Origin of the sequence: Pseudomonas avellanae BPIC 631, assembly GCF_000444135.1 — a bacterium.
Taxonomy (GTDB): Bacteria; Pseudomonadota; Gammaproteobacteria; order Pseudomonadales; family Pseudomonadaceae; genus Aquipseudomonas; species Aquipseudomonas avellanae.
Genome location: NZ_ATDK01000218.1, coordinates 24,891 through 41,397 on the forward strand (window position 1 = coordinate 24,891; position 16,507 = coordinate 41,397).

At 57.1% G+C, this 16,507-nt stretch carries 16 protein-coding genes; all 16 read left to right on the plus strand.

Annotated features, from left to right (window positions below; all coding sequences use genetic code 11):
• The first annotated feature begins 338 nt into the window (after window positions 1–338).
• The 16 genes from mnmG (at window position 339) to glmS (ending at window position 16,239) form a co-directional block, all read left to right on the plus strand.
• Window positions 339–2,231, plus strand: a complete 1,893-nt coding sequence (gene mnmG / locus DW49_RS0108870) for a tRNA uridine-5-carboxymethylaminomethyl(34) synthesis enzyme MnmG (RefSeq protein WP_020318274.1) — start codon at window positions 339–341, stop codon at window positions 2,229–2,231.
• Window positions 2,228–2,872, plus strand: coding sequence for a 16S rRNA (guanine(527)-N(7))-methyltransferase RsmG (rsmG, locus tag DW49_RS0108875; protein ID WP_003377883.1), 645 nt, complete (start codon window positions 2,228–2,230; stop codon window positions 2,870–2,872). The genes mnmG and rsmG overlap by 4 nt, the downstream gene beginning before the upstream one ends.
• Window positions 2,873–2,890: 18 nt before the next feature.
• Window positions 2,891–3,682 (plus strand): ParA family protein, encoded by a 792-nt coding sequence (locus DW49_RS0108880; protein ID WP_003377884.1) that lies wholly within the window; start codon window positions 2,891–2,893, stop codon window positions 3,680–3,682.
• 9 nt (window positions 3,683–3,691) lie between these two features.
• Window positions 3,692–4,564: a ParB/RepB/Spo0J family partition protein gene (locus tag DW49_RS0108885; RefSeq protein ID WP_005613560.1), complete on the plus strand. Its 873-nt coding sequence runs from the start codon at window positions 3,692–3,694 to the stop codon at window positions 4,562–4,564.
• A gap of 146 nt (window positions 4,565–4,710) precedes the next feature.
• Complete coding sequence (locus tag DW49_RS0108890) at window positions 4,711–5,118, plus strand: F0F1 ATP synthase subunit I (protein ID WP_003377886.1); 408 nt, start codon at window positions 4,711–4,713, stop codon at window positions 5,116–5,118.
• A 16-nt stretch (window positions 5,119–5,134) separates the two neighbouring features.
• Window positions 5,135–6,004, plus strand: coding sequence for a F0F1 ATP synthase subunit A (gene atpB, locus DW49_RS0108895; RefSeq protein WP_003377888.1), 870 nt, complete (start codon window positions 5,135–5,137; stop codon window positions 6,002–6,004).
• A 138-nt stretch (window positions 6,005–6,142) separates the two neighbouring features.
• Window positions 6,143–6,400 (plus strand): F0F1 ATP synthase subunit C, encoded by a 258-nt coding sequence (gene atpE / locus DW49_RS0108900; protein WP_002555987.1) that lies wholly within the window; start codon window positions 6,143–6,145, stop codon window positions 6,398–6,400.
• 57 nt (window positions 6,401–6,457) lie between these two features.
• Complete coding sequence (locus DW49_RS0108905) at window positions 6,458–6,928, plus strand: F0F1 ATP synthase subunit B (RefSeq protein ID WP_005613564.1); 471 nt, start codon at window positions 6,458–6,460, stop codon at window positions 6,926–6,928.
• A 12-nt stretch (window positions 6,929–6,940) separates the two neighbouring features.
• Window positions 6,941–7,477 carry a F0F1 ATP synthase subunit delta gene (locus DW49_RS0108910; RefSeq protein WP_003315956.1) on the plus strand — a complete coding sequence of 179 codons (537 nt, stop codon included), beginning with the start codon at window positions 6,941–6,943 and terminating at the stop codon, window positions 7,475–7,477.
• A gap of 21 nt (window positions 7,478–7,498) precedes the next feature.
• Window positions 7,499–9,043, plus strand: a complete 1,545-nt coding sequence (gene atpA, locus DW49_RS0108915; RefSeq protein WP_003377895.1) for a F0F1 ATP synthase subunit alpha — start codon at window positions 7,499–7,501, stop codon at window positions 9,041–9,043.
• Window positions 9,044–9,093: 50 nt separating this feature from the next.
• A complete protein-coding gene (gene atpG / locus DW49_RS0108920; protein WP_005613576.1) occupies window positions 9,094–9,954 on the plus strand; it encodes a F0F1 ATP synthase subunit gamma in 861 nt (286 codons plus the stop codon).
• Between the two features lie 27 nt (window positions 9,955–9,981).
• On the plus strand, window positions 9,982–11,361 hold the full coding sequence (gene atpD, locus DW49_RS0108925; RefSeq protein WP_003377898.1) for a F0F1 ATP synthase subunit beta: 1,380 nt from the start codon (window positions 9,982–9,984) through the stop codon (window positions 11,359–11,361).
• A gap of 44 nt (window positions 11,362–11,405) precedes the next feature.
• A complete protein-coding gene (locus tag DW49_RS0108930; RefSeq protein ID WP_004882435.1) occupies window positions 11,406–11,831 on the plus strand; it encodes a F0F1 ATP synthase subunit epsilon in 426 nt (141 codons plus the stop codon).
• 124 nt (window positions 11,832–11,955) lie between these two features.
• A complete protein-coding gene (glmU, locus tag DW49_RS0108935) occupies window positions 11,956–13,323 on the plus strand; it encodes a bifunctional UDP-N-acetylglucosamine diphosphorylase/glucosamine-1-phosphate N-acetyltransferase GlmU (protein ID WP_019333719.1) in 1,368 nt (455 codons plus the stop codon).
• 303 nt (window positions 13,324–13,626) lie between these two features.
• Window positions 13,627–14,394, plus strand: a complete 768-nt coding sequence (locus tag DW49_RS0108940) for a DeoR/GlpR family DNA-binding transcription regulator (protein ID WP_005613581.1) — start codon at window positions 13,627–13,629, stop codon at window positions 14,392–14,394.
• A 9-nt stretch (window positions 14,395–14,403) separates the two neighbouring features.
• Complete coding sequence (gene glmS / locus DW49_RS0108945) at window positions 14,404–16,239, plus strand: glutamine--fructose-6-phosphate transaminase (isomerizing) (protein WP_005613583.1); 1,836 nt, start codon at window positions 14,404–14,406, stop codon at window positions 16,237–16,239.
• Window positions 16,240–16,507: the final 268 nt, after the last annotated feature.

A 16,507-nucleotide genomic window follows, 5' to 3' on the forward strand; every position in this document is an offset into this window, starting at 1 on the left:
TGCAAACCTGAAGATAAATCGGCCTGTGGACAAGTAGCCTTTTTATCAACAGGCTCAAGACGGTTATCCCAACCCCTCATACCCACATGAACACAGAGTTTTGAATCTCTGTACATTAGGTAGATAAAGGCCTGTAGAGTTCTATCCACAGGAAGTATGCTCAGTAAGAATAAACATAAAAACAAGGCTTTATAAACTTCCTTTCCTTTTTATTTTCTTTATTCGTGAGTTTTCCACAGCTGGTTAAATTTTGTCCAACGGGTTTCATTCAGGTGGGGTAAGTCCCTATACTTGTCAGCTATCCCAATTTCTCATCGACAACAGGCACGAGGTGCGTGGTGGATTTCCCTTCCCGTTTTGAAGTGATCGTCATCGGTGGCGGTCATGCCGGTACCGAGGCCGCACTGGCGTCGGCACGCATGGGTGTCAAAACCCTGCTGTTGACGCACAACGTGGAAACCTTGGGCCAGATGAGCTGCAACCCGGCCATCGGTGGCATCGGCAAAAGCCATCTGGTCAAGGAAATCGACGCCTTGGGCGGTGCAATGGCAATGGCTACCGACAAGGGCGGTATCCAGTTCCGTGTCTTGAACAGCCGCAAAGGCCCGGCCGTACGGGCAACCCGTGCTCAGGCAGACCGGGTGCTGTACAAAGCCGCCATTCGCGAAACCCTCGAAAACCAGCCTAATCTGTGGATATTTCAGCAGGCCTGCGATGACCTAATCGTCGAACAGGATCAGGTGCGTGGCGTAGTGACCCAGATGGGGCTTCGCATCCTTGCCGACTCCGTGGTGTTGACCACTGGCACGTTCCTCGGTGGACTTATACACATCGGGATGCAGAATTATTCGGGTGGCCGTGCAGGCGATCCACCGTCGATCGCGCTGGCGCAACGGTTACGTGAACTGCCACTGCGTGTAGGACGACTGAAAACCGGAACTCCGCCTCGTATCGACGGGCGTTCTGTCGATTTTTCGGTCATGACCGAGCAACCAGGTGATACGCCTATTCCGGTCATGTCGTTCCTGGGCTCCAAAGAGCAACACCCGGCGCAGGTCAGTTGCTGGATTACCCACACCAACGCCCGGACTCACGAAATCATCGCGTCCAACCTGGACCGCTCGCCCATGTATTCGGGTGTGATCGAAGGCATCGGGCCGCGCTACTGCCCGTCGATCGAAGACAAGATTCATCGTTTTGCCGACAAGGAAAGCCATCAGGTTTTCATCGAGCCGGAAGGTCTGACCACCCACGAGCTGTATCCAAACGGGATATCCACCTCGCTGCCGTTCGACGTGCAGCTGCAGATCGTACGTTCGATTCGTGGCATGGAAAACGCACACATCGTTCGCCCCGGTTACGCTATCGAATACGATTATTTCGACCCGCGTGATCTGAAGTACAGCTTGGAAACCAAGGTCATCGGCGGGTTGTTCTTTGCCGGTCAGATCAACGGCACCACCGGTTACGAAGAAGCGGGAGCCCAGGGTTTGCTGGCTGGAACCAACGCTGCCCTTCGCGCACAAGGTCGAGACAGCTGGTGCCCGCGTCGTGATGAAGCGTACATCGGCGTGCTGGTTGACGACCTGATCACGCTCGGTACGCAAGAGCCCTACCGAATGTTCACGTCCAGGGCCGAATACCGCCTGATCCTGCGCGAAGACAACGCCGATCTGCGCCTGACCGAAAAAGGTCGCGAGCTGGGCCTGGTCGACGATGCGCGTTGGGCAGCGTTCTGCACCAAGCGCGAAAGCATCGAGCTGGAAGAGCAACGGCTGAAAAGTACCTGGGTTCGCCCCGGTACCGAGCAGGGTGATGCGATATCCGCCCACTTCGGTACGCCGCTGACCCACGAATACAATTTGCTCAATCTGCTGACCCGTCCGGAAATCGATTACAACAGCCTGATTGCCCTAACAGGTCAGGGCTGCACTGATCCGCTGGTCGCAGAGCAGGTCGAGATCAAGACAAAATACGCCGGTTACATCGATCGCCAGCAGGATGAAATTGCCCGCTTGCGCGCCAGCGAAGACACACGTCTGCCCGAAGACATCGACTACACCGGTATTTCTGGCCTGTCGAAAGAAATTCAAAGCAAGCTGGGGATAACTCGTCCGGAAACACTCGGCCAGGCTTCGCGCATTCCTGGCGTCACGCCAGCCGCTATTTCCCTGTTGATGATTCATTTGAAAAAACGCGGCGCGGGCCGTCAGTTGGAGCAAAGCGCTTGAGTTCTATGGTCACCCCGCAACACGCCCAAGAGTTATCCACAGGTGCCCGTGAATTGGGTATCGACCTCAGCGAGGCCCAGCATGAGCAATTGCTGGCGTATCTGGCGCTGTTGATCAAGTGGAACAAGGCTTACAACCTGACCGCTGTACGCAATCCAGACGAAATGGTCTCGAGACATCTGCTCGACAGTCTCAGCGTTGTGCCATTCATCGAAGGTACGCGCTGGATGGATGTAGGCAGCGGCGGGGGGATGCCTGGTATTCCCATGGCCATCCTGTTTCCTGAGCGAAATATTTCGCTGCTGGACAGCAACGGCAAGAAGACCCGGTTTCAGACACAGGTCAAACTGGAATTGAAACTGGACAATCTTGAAGTTATCCACAGCCGTGCAGAAAATTATCAGCCTGATGTGCCGTTCGACGGGATCATTTCCAGGGCGTTCAGCAGCCTCGAAGACTTTGCTGGCTGGACGCGTCACATGGGCGACGTCAATACGCGCTGGTTGGCAATGAAAGGGCTGCATCCTGCTGATGAGCTGGTAGCATTGCCCTCTGATTTTCACCTCGATAGCGCACAAGCCTTGACCGTTCCGGGTTGCCAAGGCCAACGCCATCTGCTGATACTGCGCCGCACGGCATGATTGGGAACACAAGCAAGAATGGCTAAGGTATTCGCGATAGCGAACCAGAAAGGTGGGGTAGGCAAGACCACCACATGCATCAACCTCGCTGCGTCGCTGGTTGCGACCAAGCGCCGTGTGCTGTTGATCGATCTCGATCCCCAGGGCAATGCGACCATGGGCAGCGGTGTGGATAAACACACGCTGGAAAACTCGGTCTACGACCTGTTGATCGGTGAATGCGATCTGGGCGAGGCCATGCAGTTCTCCGAACACGGTGGCTACCAACTGCTTCCGGCAAACCGCGACCTGACCGCAGGCGAAGTGGTGCTGCTGGAAATGCAGATGAAAGAGAGCCGTCTGCGCAATGCGCTGGCGCCGATCCGGGAAAATTACGATTACATTCTGATCGACTGCCCACCTTCGCTGTCGATGCTGACACTGAACGCGCTGGTTGCCGCCGACGGCGTGATCATCCCCATGCAGTGCGAGTATTTTGCGCTGGAAGGTCTCAGCGACCTTGTGGATAACATCAAGCGCATCGGTGAACTGCTCAACCCGCAGTTGAAGATCGAAGGCCTGTTGCGCACTATGTACGACCCGCGTCTGAGCCTGATCAACGACGTCTCGGCGCAGCTTCAGGAGCACTTCGGCGAACAGCTGTACGACACCGTTATCCCCAGAAACATCAGGCTGGCCGAGGCGCCGAGTTTCGGCATGCCTGTGCTGGCGTATGACAAATCGTCTCGCGGTGCGCTGGCCTATCTGGCCCTGGCAAGCGAACTGGTTCGTCGTCAACGTCGGGGCGCAAAAAGCGCTCAGCCAACCTAAGGAATTTCCATGGCCGTCAAGAAACGAGGTCTCGGACGTGGGTTGGACGCACTTCTGAGCAGTCCAACCGTCAGTTCGCTGGAAGAGCAGGCCGTAAAGGCTCCGCCCAGCGAGTTGCAGCATGTGCCGCTGGACCTGATCCAGCGCGGCAAGTATCAGCCGCGCCGTGACATGGACCCGCAAGCGCTTGAAGAGCTCGCGCAGTCGATCAAGTCGCAGGGTGTAATGCAGCCGATCGTGGTTCGTCCGATCGGCAACAACCGTTTTGAAATCATCGCTGGTGAACGTCGCTGGCGCGCCAGTCAGCAGGCTGGCGTCGAGACCATCCCGGCGATGGTCCGTGACGTACCTGACGAAACCGCCATTGCGATGGCGCTGATCGAAAACATTCAGCGTGAAGACCTCAACCCCATCGAAGAAGCCATGGCGTTGCAGCGCTTGCAGCAGGAGTTTCAGCTGACCCAGCAACAGGTGGCGGATGCCGTTGGCAAATCGCGGGTCAGTGTGGCCAACCTGTTGCGCCTGATCGCATTGCCTGAGGCCATCAAGACCATGTTGTCGCATGGCGACCTGGAAATGGGTCATGCCCGTGCCTTGCTCGGCCTGAGTGAAGATCGGCAGGTCGAAGGTGCGCGACACGTTGTCGCACGCGGGTTGACCGTACGCCAGACCGAAGCACTGGTCAGGCAATGGCTGAGCGGCAAGCCCGAGGCGGCAGAACCGGCCAAGGCCGACCCGGACATCAGCCGGCTCGAGCAGCGCCTGGCCGAGCGTCTGGGCTCTGCAGTGCAGATTCGCCATGGTCAGAAGGGCAAGGGGCAATTGGTCATCCGTTACAACTCGCTGGATGAGCTGCAAGGAGTGCTCGCTCACATCCGCTGAAACAATTGCTCTGTAGCGTGTAGTCGGAAATCACTACCCGCCTGTTGAATAGGGGCTGAACCGCCCCTATACTCTGCGCGCATTTTGTCGGCACAAATTATGCCAAGTTATTGATTATGGCGACCGACATCAGAGGAGCAGTTGCGATGGAATCCCGCATGCCAGACCGCTTGCCGTTCTATCGCCTGGCGGTTTTTCCGTTATTGCTGGCTCAATTGATCGTCCTGCTTATCGCCGCGTTGGTGCTGTGGCAGTGGCAAGGAGTCGTAGCGGGATATTCGGGGCTCTGCGGAGGCCTGATAGCCTGGCTGCCCAATTTATACTTTGCCCACAAGGCATTCCGGTTCTCCGGGGCCCGGGCAGCGCAAGCCATCGTGCGGTCGTTCTACGCAGGCGAGGCTGGCAAACTGATTTTCACGGCAGTGCTTTTTGCATTGACGTTCGCAGGTGTGAAGCCGTTGGCGCCGCTGGCTGTATTCGGCGTGTTCATGTTGATCCAGGTGGTCAACTGGTTCGCTCCCCTGCTTACGAGAACAAGACTTTCGAGACCTTAGGGCGTTTGAGGCAACCATGGCAGAGCAAACAGCTTCGGGCTATATCCAGCACCACTTGCAGAACCTTACATTCGGGCACCTGCCCAATGGCGATTGGGGCTTTGCCCACACCGCAGCAGAAGCCAAGGAAATGGGCTTCTGGGCCTTCCACGTCGATACACTCGGCTGGTCGGTTGCGTTGGGTCTGATTTTCGTTCTGATCTTCCGCATGGCGGCCAAGAAGGCAACTTCCGGTCAGCCAGGCGCCCTGCAGAACTTCGTTGAAGTTCTGGTCGAGTTCGTCGACGGCAGCGTGAAAGACAGTTTCCACGGTCGTAGCGCGGTCATCGCGCCACTGGCTCTGACCATCTTCGTCTGGGTTTTCCTGATGAACGCGGTCGATCTGGTACCGGTGGACTGGATTCCACAACTGGCGATGATGATCTCGGGCGACGAGCACATTCCGTTCCGCGCCGTACCGACCACTGACCCGAACGCGACGCTGGGCATGGCCCTGTCGGTGTTCGCGCTGATCATTTTCTACAGCATCAAGGTCAAGGGTATCGGCGGCTTCATCGGCGAACTGACCCTTCACCCGTTCGGCAGCAAAAACATATTTGTTCAGGCACTGCTGATCCCGGTCAACTTCCTGCTCGAATTCGTCACGCTGATCGCCAAGCCTATTTCTCTGGCTCTGCGTCTGTTCGGCAACATGTATGCTGGCGAGCTGGTCTTCATTCTGATCGCCGTGATGTTCGGCAGCGGTCTGTTGTGGCTCAGCGGCCTGGGTATTGTTCTGCAGTGGGCGTGGGCTGTGTTCCACATCCTGATCATCACCCTGCAGGCGTTTATCTTCATGATGCTGACCATCGTCTACCTGTCGATGGCGCACGAAGACAACCATTGAGATTCGTCTCACGACGTGTCTGATGACCGTCTCGCCATCGGCGAGGCGGTGCCCGCAAGGGCTGATGTAGAAACGATTTTGTTTTACCGCTTCAATTAAAAAAACCTAACCAATACGACGTAAAAGTCGGGAGGAAAGATGGAAACTGTAGTTGGTCTAACCGCTATCGCTGTTGCACTGTTGATCGGCCTGGGCGCACTGGGTACTGCAATCGGTTTCGGCCTGTTGGGCGGCAAGTTCCTGGAAGGCGCTGCGCGTCAACCGGAAATGGTCCCAATGCTGCAAGTCAAAATGTTCATCGTTGCGGGCCTGCTCGACGCCGTGACCATGATCGGTGTCGGTATCGCTCTGTTCTTCACCTTTGCGAACCCCTTCGTTGGTCAACTCGCTGGCTGATCACTCGAATTTTCGAGTTGATTGGTGTGATGGACAACGAACGAGCGAGGTGTTGGCGTGAACATTAATGCAACCCTGATTGGTCAGTCCGTTGCGTTCTTCATCTTTGTGCTGTTCTGCATGAAGTACGTGTGGCCTCCGGTCATCGCTGCTTTGCACGAACGTCAGAAGAAGATCGCGGATGGACTGGACGCTGCTTCCCGAGCAGCTCGCGACCTGGAGCTGGCCCAAGATAAAGTGGGTCAACAACTGCGCGAAGCTAAGGCTCAAGCAGCCGAGATCATTGAGCAAGCCAAGAAGCGCGGTACTCAGATTGTCGACGAGGCCCGTGAAACGGCACGCGTTGAAGCTGACCGTGTGAAGGCTCAGGCTCAGGCCGAGATCGAGCAGGAACTGAACGGTGTCAAAGACGCCTTGCGCGCCCAGTTGGGTAGCCTGGCAGTCAATGGCGCAGAGAAGATTCTGGGCGCCACAATCGATCAAAACGCGCACGCGGAGCTGGTTAACAAACTGGCTGCTGAAATTTAAGCGAGGGCGATCATGGCAGAACTGACCACGTTGGCCCGACCTTACGCGAAGGCGGCCTTCGAGCATGCGCAGGCCCACCAGCAACTGGCCAATTGGTCAGCCATGCTCGGCCTGGCTGCTGCGGTGTCGCAAGACGACACCATGCAGCGCATGCTCAAGGCCCCGCGACTGACGAGCGCACAAAAGGCCACCACTTTTATTGAAGTGTGTGGCGAAAAGTTCGATGCCAAGGCACAGAATTTCATTCACGTCGTTGCTGAAAACGACCGTCTCCCGCTTCTGCCGGAGATCGCCGAACTGTTCGACCTGTACAAGGCCGAGCAGGAAAAATCGGTCGATGTGGATGTCACCAGTGCTTTTGCATTGAACCAAGAACAGCAAGACAAACTCGCCAAGGTTCTCAGTGCACGGCTCGGCCGGGAAGTGCGCCTGCATGCTGCGGAGGATGCCTCTCTTATAGGAGGTGTCGTCATCCGCGCCGGCGACCTGGTTATCGATGGCTCAGTTCGCGGCAAAATCGCGAAACTAGCCGAAGCATTGAAATCTTGAGTTTGAAGGGGCAGCAGAGCAATGCAGCAACTCAATCCTTCCGAAATAAGTGAAATCATCAAGGGTCGCATCGACAAGCTCGATGTAACCTCCCAAGCCCGTAACGAAGGCACAGTCGTCAGCGTGTCTGACGGTATCGTGCGGATTCACGGTCTGGCCGACGTAATGTACGGCGAGATGATCGAGTTTCCGGGCGGCGTCTACGGTATGGCGCTGAACCTTGAGCAAGACTCCGTGGGTGCCGTTGTACTGGGCGCTTACACGACTCTTGCTGAAGGCATGAGCGCCAAGTGCACTGGCCGCATCCTCGAGGTTCCGGTGGGTAAGGAACTGCTGGGTCGCGTTGTCGATGCACTGGGTAACCCAGTTGACGGCAAAGGTCCGCTGAACAACACCGAGACCGATGCGGTCGAGAAAGTTGCTCCAGGCGTGATCTGGCGTAAGTCGGTAGACCAGCCTGTACAGACTGGCTACAAGGCTGTCGATGCCATGATTCCTGTCGGCCGTGGCCAGCGTGAGCTGATCATCGGTGACCGTCAGATCGGTAAAACCGCTCTGGCCATCGACGCAATCATCAACCAGAAGAACAGCGGCATCTTCTGCGTCTACGTAGCAATCGGTCAGAAGCAATCGACCATCGCCAACGTTGTTCGCAAGCTCGAAGAAAACGGCGCACTGGCCAACACCATCGTCGTGGCTGCAAGTGCTTCCGAATCCGCTGCGCTGCAATTCCTTGCACCGTACTCGGGTTGCACCATGGGTGAATTCTTCCGCGACCGCGGTGAAGACGCGCTGATCGTTTATGACGATCTGTCCAAGCAAGCAGTGGCTTACCGCCAGATTTCCCTGCTGCTGCGCCGTCCACCAGGCCGTGAAGCTTACCCAGGCGACGTGTTCTATCTCCACTCCCGTCTGCTGGAGCGCGCATCGCGTGTTTCCGAAGAGTACGTAGAGAAGTTCACGAACGGCGCAGTGACCGGCAAAACCGGTTCCCTGACCGCACTGCCGATCATCGAAACCCAGGCTGGCGACGTTTCCGCGTTCGTTCCGACCAACGTGATTTCCATCACCGACGGTCAGATCTTCCTGGAATCGGCCATGTTCAACTCCGGCATCCGTCCGGCTGTGAACGCCGGTGTTTCGGTATCCCGTGTGGGTGGTGCCGCTCAGACCAAGATCATCAAGAAGCTTTCCGGTGGTATCCGTACCGCTCTGGCTCAGTACCGTGAACTGGCGGCATTCGCCCAGTTCGCTTCTGACCTGGACGAGGCGACCCGCAAGCAACTTGAGCATGGTCAGCGCGTTACCGAGCTGATGAAGCAGAAGCAATACGCACCAATGTCGATCGCTGACATGGCGCTGTCGCTGTATGCCGCTGAGCGTGGGTTCCTGACTGACGTCGAAATCGCCAAGATCGGCAGCTTTGAACAAGCGCTGATTGCTTACTTCAACCGCGATCACGCCGATTTGATGGCCAAGATCAACGTTAAGGGTGACTTCAATGACGAAATCGACGCTGGCATGAAAGCCGGTATCGAGAAGTTCAAGGCCACCCAAACCTGGTAAGCCGCAGCGGGGGCCGCAAGGCTCCCGCTTGCTAACCTGATAGGTGTTACATGGCAGGCGCAAAAGAGATTCGCAGCAAGATTGCGAGCATCAAAAGCACGCAAAAGATCACCAGCGCCATGGAAAAAGTGGCGGTCAGTAAAATGCGCAAGGCTCAAATGCGCATGGCTGCTAGCCGTCCTTACGCGGAGCGTATTCGTCAGGTGATTGGTCATCTGGCAAACGCCAACCCGGAGTATCGCCACCCGTTCATGATCGAGCGCCCTTTGAAGCGTGTCGGTTATGTCGTAGTGAGCAGTGACCGTGGTCTGTGTGGTGGCTTGAATACCAACCTGTTCAAGACTCTGGTCAAGGACATGGCGGTGAACCGTGAAAACGGTGTAGAGATCGATCTGTGCGTGGTCGGCAGCAAAGGTGCGGCATTTTTCCGCAACTTCGGCGGTAACGTCGCCGCTGCGATCAGCCACCTGGGCGAAGAGCCGTCGATCAACGACTTGATCGGCAGCGTCAAGGTGATGCTGGATGCCTACCTGGATGGCCGTATTGATCGCCTGTCCGTGGTATCCAACAAGTTCATCAACACCATGACCCAGCAACCCACCGTGGAGCAATTGATTCCGCTGGTGGCAACCCCGGATCAAGGGCTCAAGCACCACTGGGACTATCTCTACGAACCCGACGCCAAAGAGCTGCTTGACGGCCTGATGGTTCGCTACGTGGAATCGCAGGTGTACCAGGCGGTGGTCGAGAACAACGCAGCTGAACAAGCAGCGCGGATGATCGCGATGAAGAACGCCACAGACAACGCCGGTGATTTGATCAGTGATTTGCAGCTGATCTACAACAAGGCGCGTCAGGCAGCGATCACCCAAGAGATCTCGGAAATCGTCGGCGGCGCTGCCGCAGTTTAACGGTTCAAATATTAGAGGAACCAGCTAATGAGTAGCGGACGTATCGTTCAAATCATCGGCGCCGTGATCGACGTGGAATTCCCACGCGATAGCGTACCGAGTATCTACAACGCGCTGGAAGTCAAAAGCGCGGCAGGAACCACCCTGGAAGTTCAGCAGCAGCTGGGCGACGGCGTGGTTCGTACCATTGCGATGGGCTCCACCGAGGGCTTGAAGCGTGGTCTGGAAGTAACAGACTCTGGCGCAGCCATCTCCGTACCGGTCGGTAAAGCGACTCTGGGCCGGATCATGGACGTGCTGGGCAACCCGATCGACGAAGCTGGTCCGATTGCCACCGAAGAGCGTTGGGGCATTCACCGTCCTGCACCGTCCTTCGCTGAGCAAGCTGGCGGCAACGACCTTCTGGAAACCGGCATCAAGGTTATCGACCTGGTCTGCCCGTTCGCCAAAGGCGGTAAAGTCGGTCTGTTCGGTGGTGCCGGTGTCGGCAAGACCGTAAACATGATGGAACTGATCCGTAACATCGCCATCGAGCACAGCGGTTATTCCGTGTTCGCCGGTGTGGGTGAGCGTACTCGTGAGGGTAACGACTTCTACCACGAGATGAAGGACTCCAACGTTCTGGACAAAGTGGCACTGGTTTACGGTCAGATGAACGAGCCGCCGGGTAACCGTCTGCGCGTAGCACTGACCGGCCTGACCATGGCCGAGAAGTTCCGTGACGAAGGTAACGACGTTCTGCTGTTCGTCGACAACATCTATCGTTACACCCTGGCCGGTACTGAAGTATCCGCACTGCTGGGCCGTATGCCTTCCGCAGTAGGTTACCAGCCGACCCTGGCTGAAGAGATGGGCACTCTGCAAGAGCGCATCACTTCCACCAAGAATGGTTCGATCACCTCAATCCAGGCCGTATACGTACCAGCGGACGACTTGACTGACCCGTCGCCAGCGACCACGTTTGCCCACTTGGACGCCACCGTCGTTCTGTCCCGTGACATCGCCTCTCTGGGTATCTACCCAGCGGTAGATCCACTGGACTCGACTTCGCGCCAGCTGGACCCGAACGTCATTGGCCAGGAACACTACGACACCGCTCGCGGCGTTCAGTACGTGTTGCAGCGTTACAAAGAGCTGAAAGACATCATCGCGATCCTGGGTATGGACGAGCTGTCGGAGACCGACAAACAGTTGGTCAACCGTGCTCGTAAGATCCAGCGCTTCCTGTCCCAGCCTTTCTTCGTGGCAGAAGTCTTCACCGGTGCTTCGGGTAAATACGTTTCCCTGAAAGACACCATTGCTGGCTTCAAAGGCATCCTCAACGGTGACTACGACCACCTGCCAGAACAAGCGTTCTACATGGTCGGCGGCATCGAAGAAGCGATCGAGAAAGCCAAGAAACTGTAATCCCGGCGCCCGGCAACGGGCGCTAATTAGGTTGAGGCAAGCAAATGGCTATGACAGTCCATTGCGACATCGTCAGCGCGGAAGGGGAAATCTTCTCCGGTCTGGTCGAGATGGTGATTGCGCACGGCAACCTGGGTGATATCGGTATCGCTCCAGGCCACGCGCCGCTGATCACTGATCTGAAGCCGGGCCCGATCCGCTTGATCAAGCAGGGTGGGGAAGCGGAGGTGTTTTACATCTCCGGTGGTTTCCTTGAGGTTCAGCCGAACATGGTCAAGGTGCTTGCCGACACTGTGCAACGTGCTGCCGACCTGGACGAAGCTTCTGCTCAGGCCGCCGTCAAGGCTGCCGAGAAGGCCCTGAACGAAAAAGGCGCGGATTTCGATTACGGATCTGCAACTGCTCGTCTGGCCGAGGCTGCAGCTCAGCTGCGCACCGTTCAGCAAATTCGCAAGAAGTTCGGCGGTTAACCGCTGACTTCTGTGCGCGATTGAGAAAAAGGGTAGCTTCGGCTACCCTTTTTCTTTTTCAGATTTCCTCTTCCCACGTCAGCCCGCCTACGGCACCGGTTGCCGCTCAGTTGGTAGTCCTATCATGTCTCTCGATATCGTTATTCTCGCTGCTGGCCAAGGTACCCGGATGCGTTCGGCCCTGCCCAAGGTTCTGCATCCGGTGGCAGGCAATTCCATGCTCGGCCATGTTATCCACAGCGCGCGCCAGTTATCCCCAGTCGGCATACATGTGGTGATTGGTCACGGCGCGGATGCTGTGCGTGAACAGCTTGCAGCCGACGACCTGAATTTCGTGATGCAGGACAAGCAACTGGGCACCGGCCACGCGGTTGCTCAGGCATTGCCTGCGCTGACGGCCGAAACGGTGTTGATTCTGTACGGCGATGTGCCGTTGATCGAGGTGGAAACCCTTCAGCGTCTGCTCAAGCGGGTCAATGCCAGTCAGCTCGGCCTGCTGACCGTCACGCTTGATGACCCCACCGGCTACGGTCGTATCGTTCGCGACGAACAGCATCGCGTTTGCGCGATCGTCGAGCACAAGGATGCCAACGATGCGCAGAAGGCAATCACCGAAGGCAACACCGGGATTCTCGCGGTGCCTGCCTCCCATCTGCAGGACTGGCTCGGGCGGCTCTCCAACAACAACGCCCAGGGCGAGTATTACCTGACCGATGTCATCGCGATGGCGGTCAATGACGGCCTTGTGGTTGCGACCGAACAGCCACACGACGCAATGGAAGTGCAGGGCGCCAATGATCGCAAGCAGCTCTCGGAACTGGAGCGCCATTATCAACTGCGCGAAGCACGCCGTCTGATGGCCGCAGGCGTTACCTTGCGTGACCCGTCGCGATTCGATGTACGCGGTGAGGTCAGTGTCGGGCGGGATGTGCTGATCGACATCAACGTGATCCTCGAAGGTAAGGTGGTCATTGAAGACAACGTGGTGATCGGTCCCAACTGCGTCATCAAGGACAGCACCTTGCGCAAGGGTGTCGTCGTCAAAGCCAACAGCCACATCGAAGGCGCAATTTTGGGCGAGGGCAGCGATGCCGGCCCGTTTGCACGCTTGCGGCCGGGCAGTGTGTTGGGAGCGAAGGCGCATGTGGGTAACTTTGTCGAACTCAAGAATGCGAACCTGGGCGAGGGTGCCAAGGTTGGCCATCTGACCTATCTCGGTGATGCCGAAGTCGGAGCGCGCACCAACATCGGTGCCGGTACGATTACCTGCAACTACGATGGGGCGAACAAGCACAAGACCACATTGGGGGCTGATGTTTTCATCGGCTCGAACAATTCGCTGGTTGCGCCTGTGGATATCTTTGACGGGGCAACGACGGCAGCCGGATCGACCATCAATCAGAACATCCCCGCCGAGCAACTTGGCGTAGCTCGTGCCCGCCAGCGCAACATCGAAGGCTGGAAGCGCCCGGTTAAAATCAGAAAAGACTGAGTTATCCACAGCCCGGAAAAAATGATGTCCTGTAGTAGCGGACTCGTCCGCGAAAGCCATCCTCCGTCCTGGAATCTTTGTGAATAGCTTTCGCGGACAAGTCCGCTCTCACGAAATGCATTCCGGGTTTGTCCAGCTGGCCTATGCATACTTCTGAGAGCGGGGCACTGGAACGTTAGTTACAAGCATCTCGTTCCTCATGCTCCACTGAGAATGCCCTGCCAAACCCTGTGGCCTTGACCAACCCGCAAAAATAGGTTTTGATTGCCTTCGTTATCTTTCGAAACGAAACATAAGGCAGCCATGTCGAAGCGCAATACCCCACAACGCCGCCACAATATTCTTGCCTTGCTCAACGAGCAGGGTGAAGTGAGTGTCGATGATCTGGCCAGGCGCTTTGAAACTTCCGAAGTTACGATCCGAAAGGACCTGGCAGCACTCGAAACCAACGGTCTGCTGTTGCGCCGTTACGGTGGTGCGATTCCGTTGCCCCACGAGTTGATCAGTGAAAGCAGTCAGCCGGTGTCCCGCTATAAAAAGGCCATCGCTCGCGCTGCCGTTTCAAGGATTCGTGAGCACGCCAGAATCATCGTCGACAGCGGCAGTACCACCGCTGCGTTGATTCCTGAGCTGGGCCAGCAACCCGGCCTGGTGGTAATGACCAACTCCCTGCACGTCGCCCGCGCGCTCACCGACCTTGAGCACGAGCCGGTGCTGTTGATGACCGGCGGGACGTGGGACCCGCATTCCGAGTCGTTTCAGGGGCAGGTCGCCGAGCAGGTACTGCGCTCCTACGATTTCGATCAGTTGTTCATCGGTGCCGACGGTATCGATCTGATTCGTGGCACCACCACGTTCAATGAGCTGCTGGGCTTGAGCCGGGTCATGGCTGAAGTCGCCCGGGAAGTCGTGGTCATGGTTGAAGCCGACAAAGTCGGTCGCAAGATCCCCAATCTGGAACTGCCCTGGAGCAGTATCCACACCCTTATTACTGATGATCGCCTGCCCGTTGAAGCGCGCGATCAGATACAGGCCCGTGGCATCAATCTGATTTGTGCCGCTGTCAGTTAGGAGAGAACCATGTGTGGAATCGTCGGCGCCGTTGCTGAACGTAATATCACGGCCATTTTGCTCGAAGGCCTCAAGCGCCTTGAATATCGCGGCTATGACAGCGCAGGCGTGGCTGTCTTCACTAACGAAGGCGTTCTTGAGCGCCGTCGTCGCTCCGGCAAGGTCAGCGAGCTGGAACAAGCGCTGGCCGGCGAGCCACTGATCGGCCGCCTGGGCATTGCTCACACCCGCTGGGCCACGCATGGCGCGCCGTGCGAGCGTAATGCACACCCGCACTTCTCGGCTGACACGCTGGCAGTTGTCCACAACGGCATCATCGAAAACCACGAGGCCCTGCGCGAACAGCTCAAAAGCCTGGGTTACGTGTTCGTGTCCGATACCGACACCGAAGTCATCGTTCACCTGCTGCACCACAAACTCAAGGACACGCCTGATCTGGCGGTTGCCCTGAAGTCTGCCGTGAAAGAACTTCACGGTGCCTACGGCCTTGCGGTGGTCAATGCCGCACAGCCTGATCGCCTGCTGGCCGCCCGCAGTGGCAGCCCGCTGGTGATCGGCGTTGGCATGGGGGAAAACTTCCTGGCCTCCGATCAACTGGCGCTGCGTCAGGTGACCGACCGTTTCATGTACCTGGAAGAGGGCGACATCGCCGAGATCCGTCGCGACAGCGTGCAGATCTGGACCGTTGACGGCCTGCCGGTCGTGCGTGAAGTGGTGCAGTACCACGAAGGTGCAGAAGCCGCCGACAAAGGCGAATATCGCCACTTCATGCTCAAGGAAATCCACGAACAACCTCAAGTTGTGCAGCGCACGCTTGAAGGTCGTCTGGGCCAGCATCAGGTGTTGGTCCACGCATTTGGTCCACAGGCAGCCGAGCTGTTCGCCAAAGTGCGTAACGTTCAGATCGTGGCGTGTGGCACCAGCTATCACGCCGGCATGGTCGCGCGTTACTGGCTTGAAGGCATCGCTGGCATACCGTGCCAGGTAGAAGTAGCCAGCGAGTTTCGCTACCGCAAGGTTGTGGTTCAGCCGGACACCCTGTTCGTCTCGATCTCGCAATCCGGCGAAACCGCTGACACACTGGCCGCGCTGCGCAATGCCAAAGAGCTGGGTTTTCTGGCCAGCCTGGCAATCTGCAACGTGGGCATCAGCTCGCTGGTCCGCGAATCCGACCTGACCCTGCTCACCCAGGCCGGCCCGGAAATCGGCGTGGCATCCACCAAGGCCTTCACCACGCAACTGGTCGCTTTGCTGCTGCTGACCCTGTCGCTGGGCCAGGTCAAAGGCTCATTGGAGGAGGGCGCCGAAGCACAACTGGTCGAAGAACTGCGCCGCCTGCCGACCCGTTTGGGCGAAGCCCTGGCAATGGACGGCACCATCGAGAAAGTCGCCGAGCTGTTCGCCGAGAAGCACCACACCCTGTTTCTCGGGCGCGGCGCGCAATTCCCGGTGGCCATGGAAGGCGCACTCAAGCTCAAAGAGATTTCCTACATCCACGCCGAAGCCTACCCGGCTGGCGAACTCAAACACGGCCCGCTGGCACTGGTCGACGCCGACATGCCGGTTGTCACCGTTGCACCGAACAACGAGCTGCTGGAAAAACTCAAATCCAACCTGCAGGAAGTCCGCGCGCGCGGTGGCGAGTTGATCGTATTCGCTGACGAGCAAGCGGGCATGAAAAACGGCGAAGGCACCCACGTCATCGCCATGCCGCACATCATCGACGCGCTGGCACCGATTCTGTACACCATTCCATTGCAGTTGCTTTCGTATTATGTGGCGGTGTTGAAGGGGACGGACGTTGACCAGCCGCGGAATCTGGCGAAGTCGGTGACGGTGGAGTGAGTTATCCACAGGGCGTGGTTTTTTGAAGCTACGAAATAAAGTCTGTCGGAAATAAATAAAGTCTGTCGCTGGCGCCTTCGAATTCCCCGATTGAGGAGCCGGTGACGATTTTCCGGGCCACCGTGCTCGGGACGCACTTCAAGGTTTTGACGAGCAAATGATCTTAGTGTACTGTTTTCGAAAAAACCAGCTACTAACTAACGTAAAATTCAAATTTTATCAATAACTTAGGTTGCGGGACACGGGTAAATTATTTCGCAAACAGTAC

Coding starts and splice junctions, on each gene's coding strand:
- DW49_RS0108880 (WP_003377884.1), top strand. CDS start 2,891: ATGGCTAAGGTATTCGCGATAGCGAACCAGAAAGGTGGGGTAGGCAAG.
- DW49_RS0108885 (WP_005613560.1), top strand. CDS start 3,692: ATGGCCGTCAAGAAACGAGGTCTCGGACGTGGGTTGGACGCACTTCTG.
- DW49_RS0108890 (WP_003377886.1), top strand. CDS start 4,711: ATGGAATCCCGCATGCCAGACCGCTTGCCGTTCTATCGCCTGGCGGTT.
- atpB (WP_003377888.1), top strand. CDS start 5,135: ATGGCAGAGCAAACAGCTTCGGGCTATATCCAGCACCACTTGCAGAAC.
- atpE (WP_002555987.1), top strand. CDS start 6,143: ATGGAAACTGTAGTTGGTCTAACCGCTATCGCTGTTGCACTGTTGATC.
- DW49_RS0108910 (WP_003315956.1), top strand. CDS start 6,941: ATGGCAGAACTGACCACGTTGGCCCGACCTTACGCGAAGGCGGCCTTC.
- atpA (WP_003377895.1), top strand. CDS start 7,499: ATGCAGCAACTCAATCCTTCCGAAATAAGTGAAATCATCAAGGGTCGC.
- atpG (WP_005613576.1), top strand. CDS start 9,094: ATGGCAGGCGCAAAAGAGATTCGCAGCAAGATTGCGAGCATCAAAAGC.
- atpD (WP_003377898.1), top strand. CDS start 9,982: ATGAGTAGCGGACGTATCGTTCAAATCATCGGCGCCGTGATCGACGTG.
- DW49_RS0108930 (WP_004882435.1), top strand. CDS start 11,406: ATGGCTATGACAGTCCATTGCGACATCGTCAGCGCGGAAGGGGAAATC.
- glmU (WP_019333719.1), top strand. CDS start 11,956: ATGTCTCTCGATATCGTTATTCTCGCTGCTGGCCAAGGTACCCGGATG.
- DW49_RS0108940 (WP_005613581.1), top strand. CDS start 13,627: ATGTCGAAGCGCAATACCCCACAACGCCGCCACAATATTCTTGCCTTG.
- glmS (WP_005613583.1), top strand. CDS start 14,404: ATGTGTGGAATCGTCGGCGCCGTTGCTGAACGTAATATCACGGCCATT.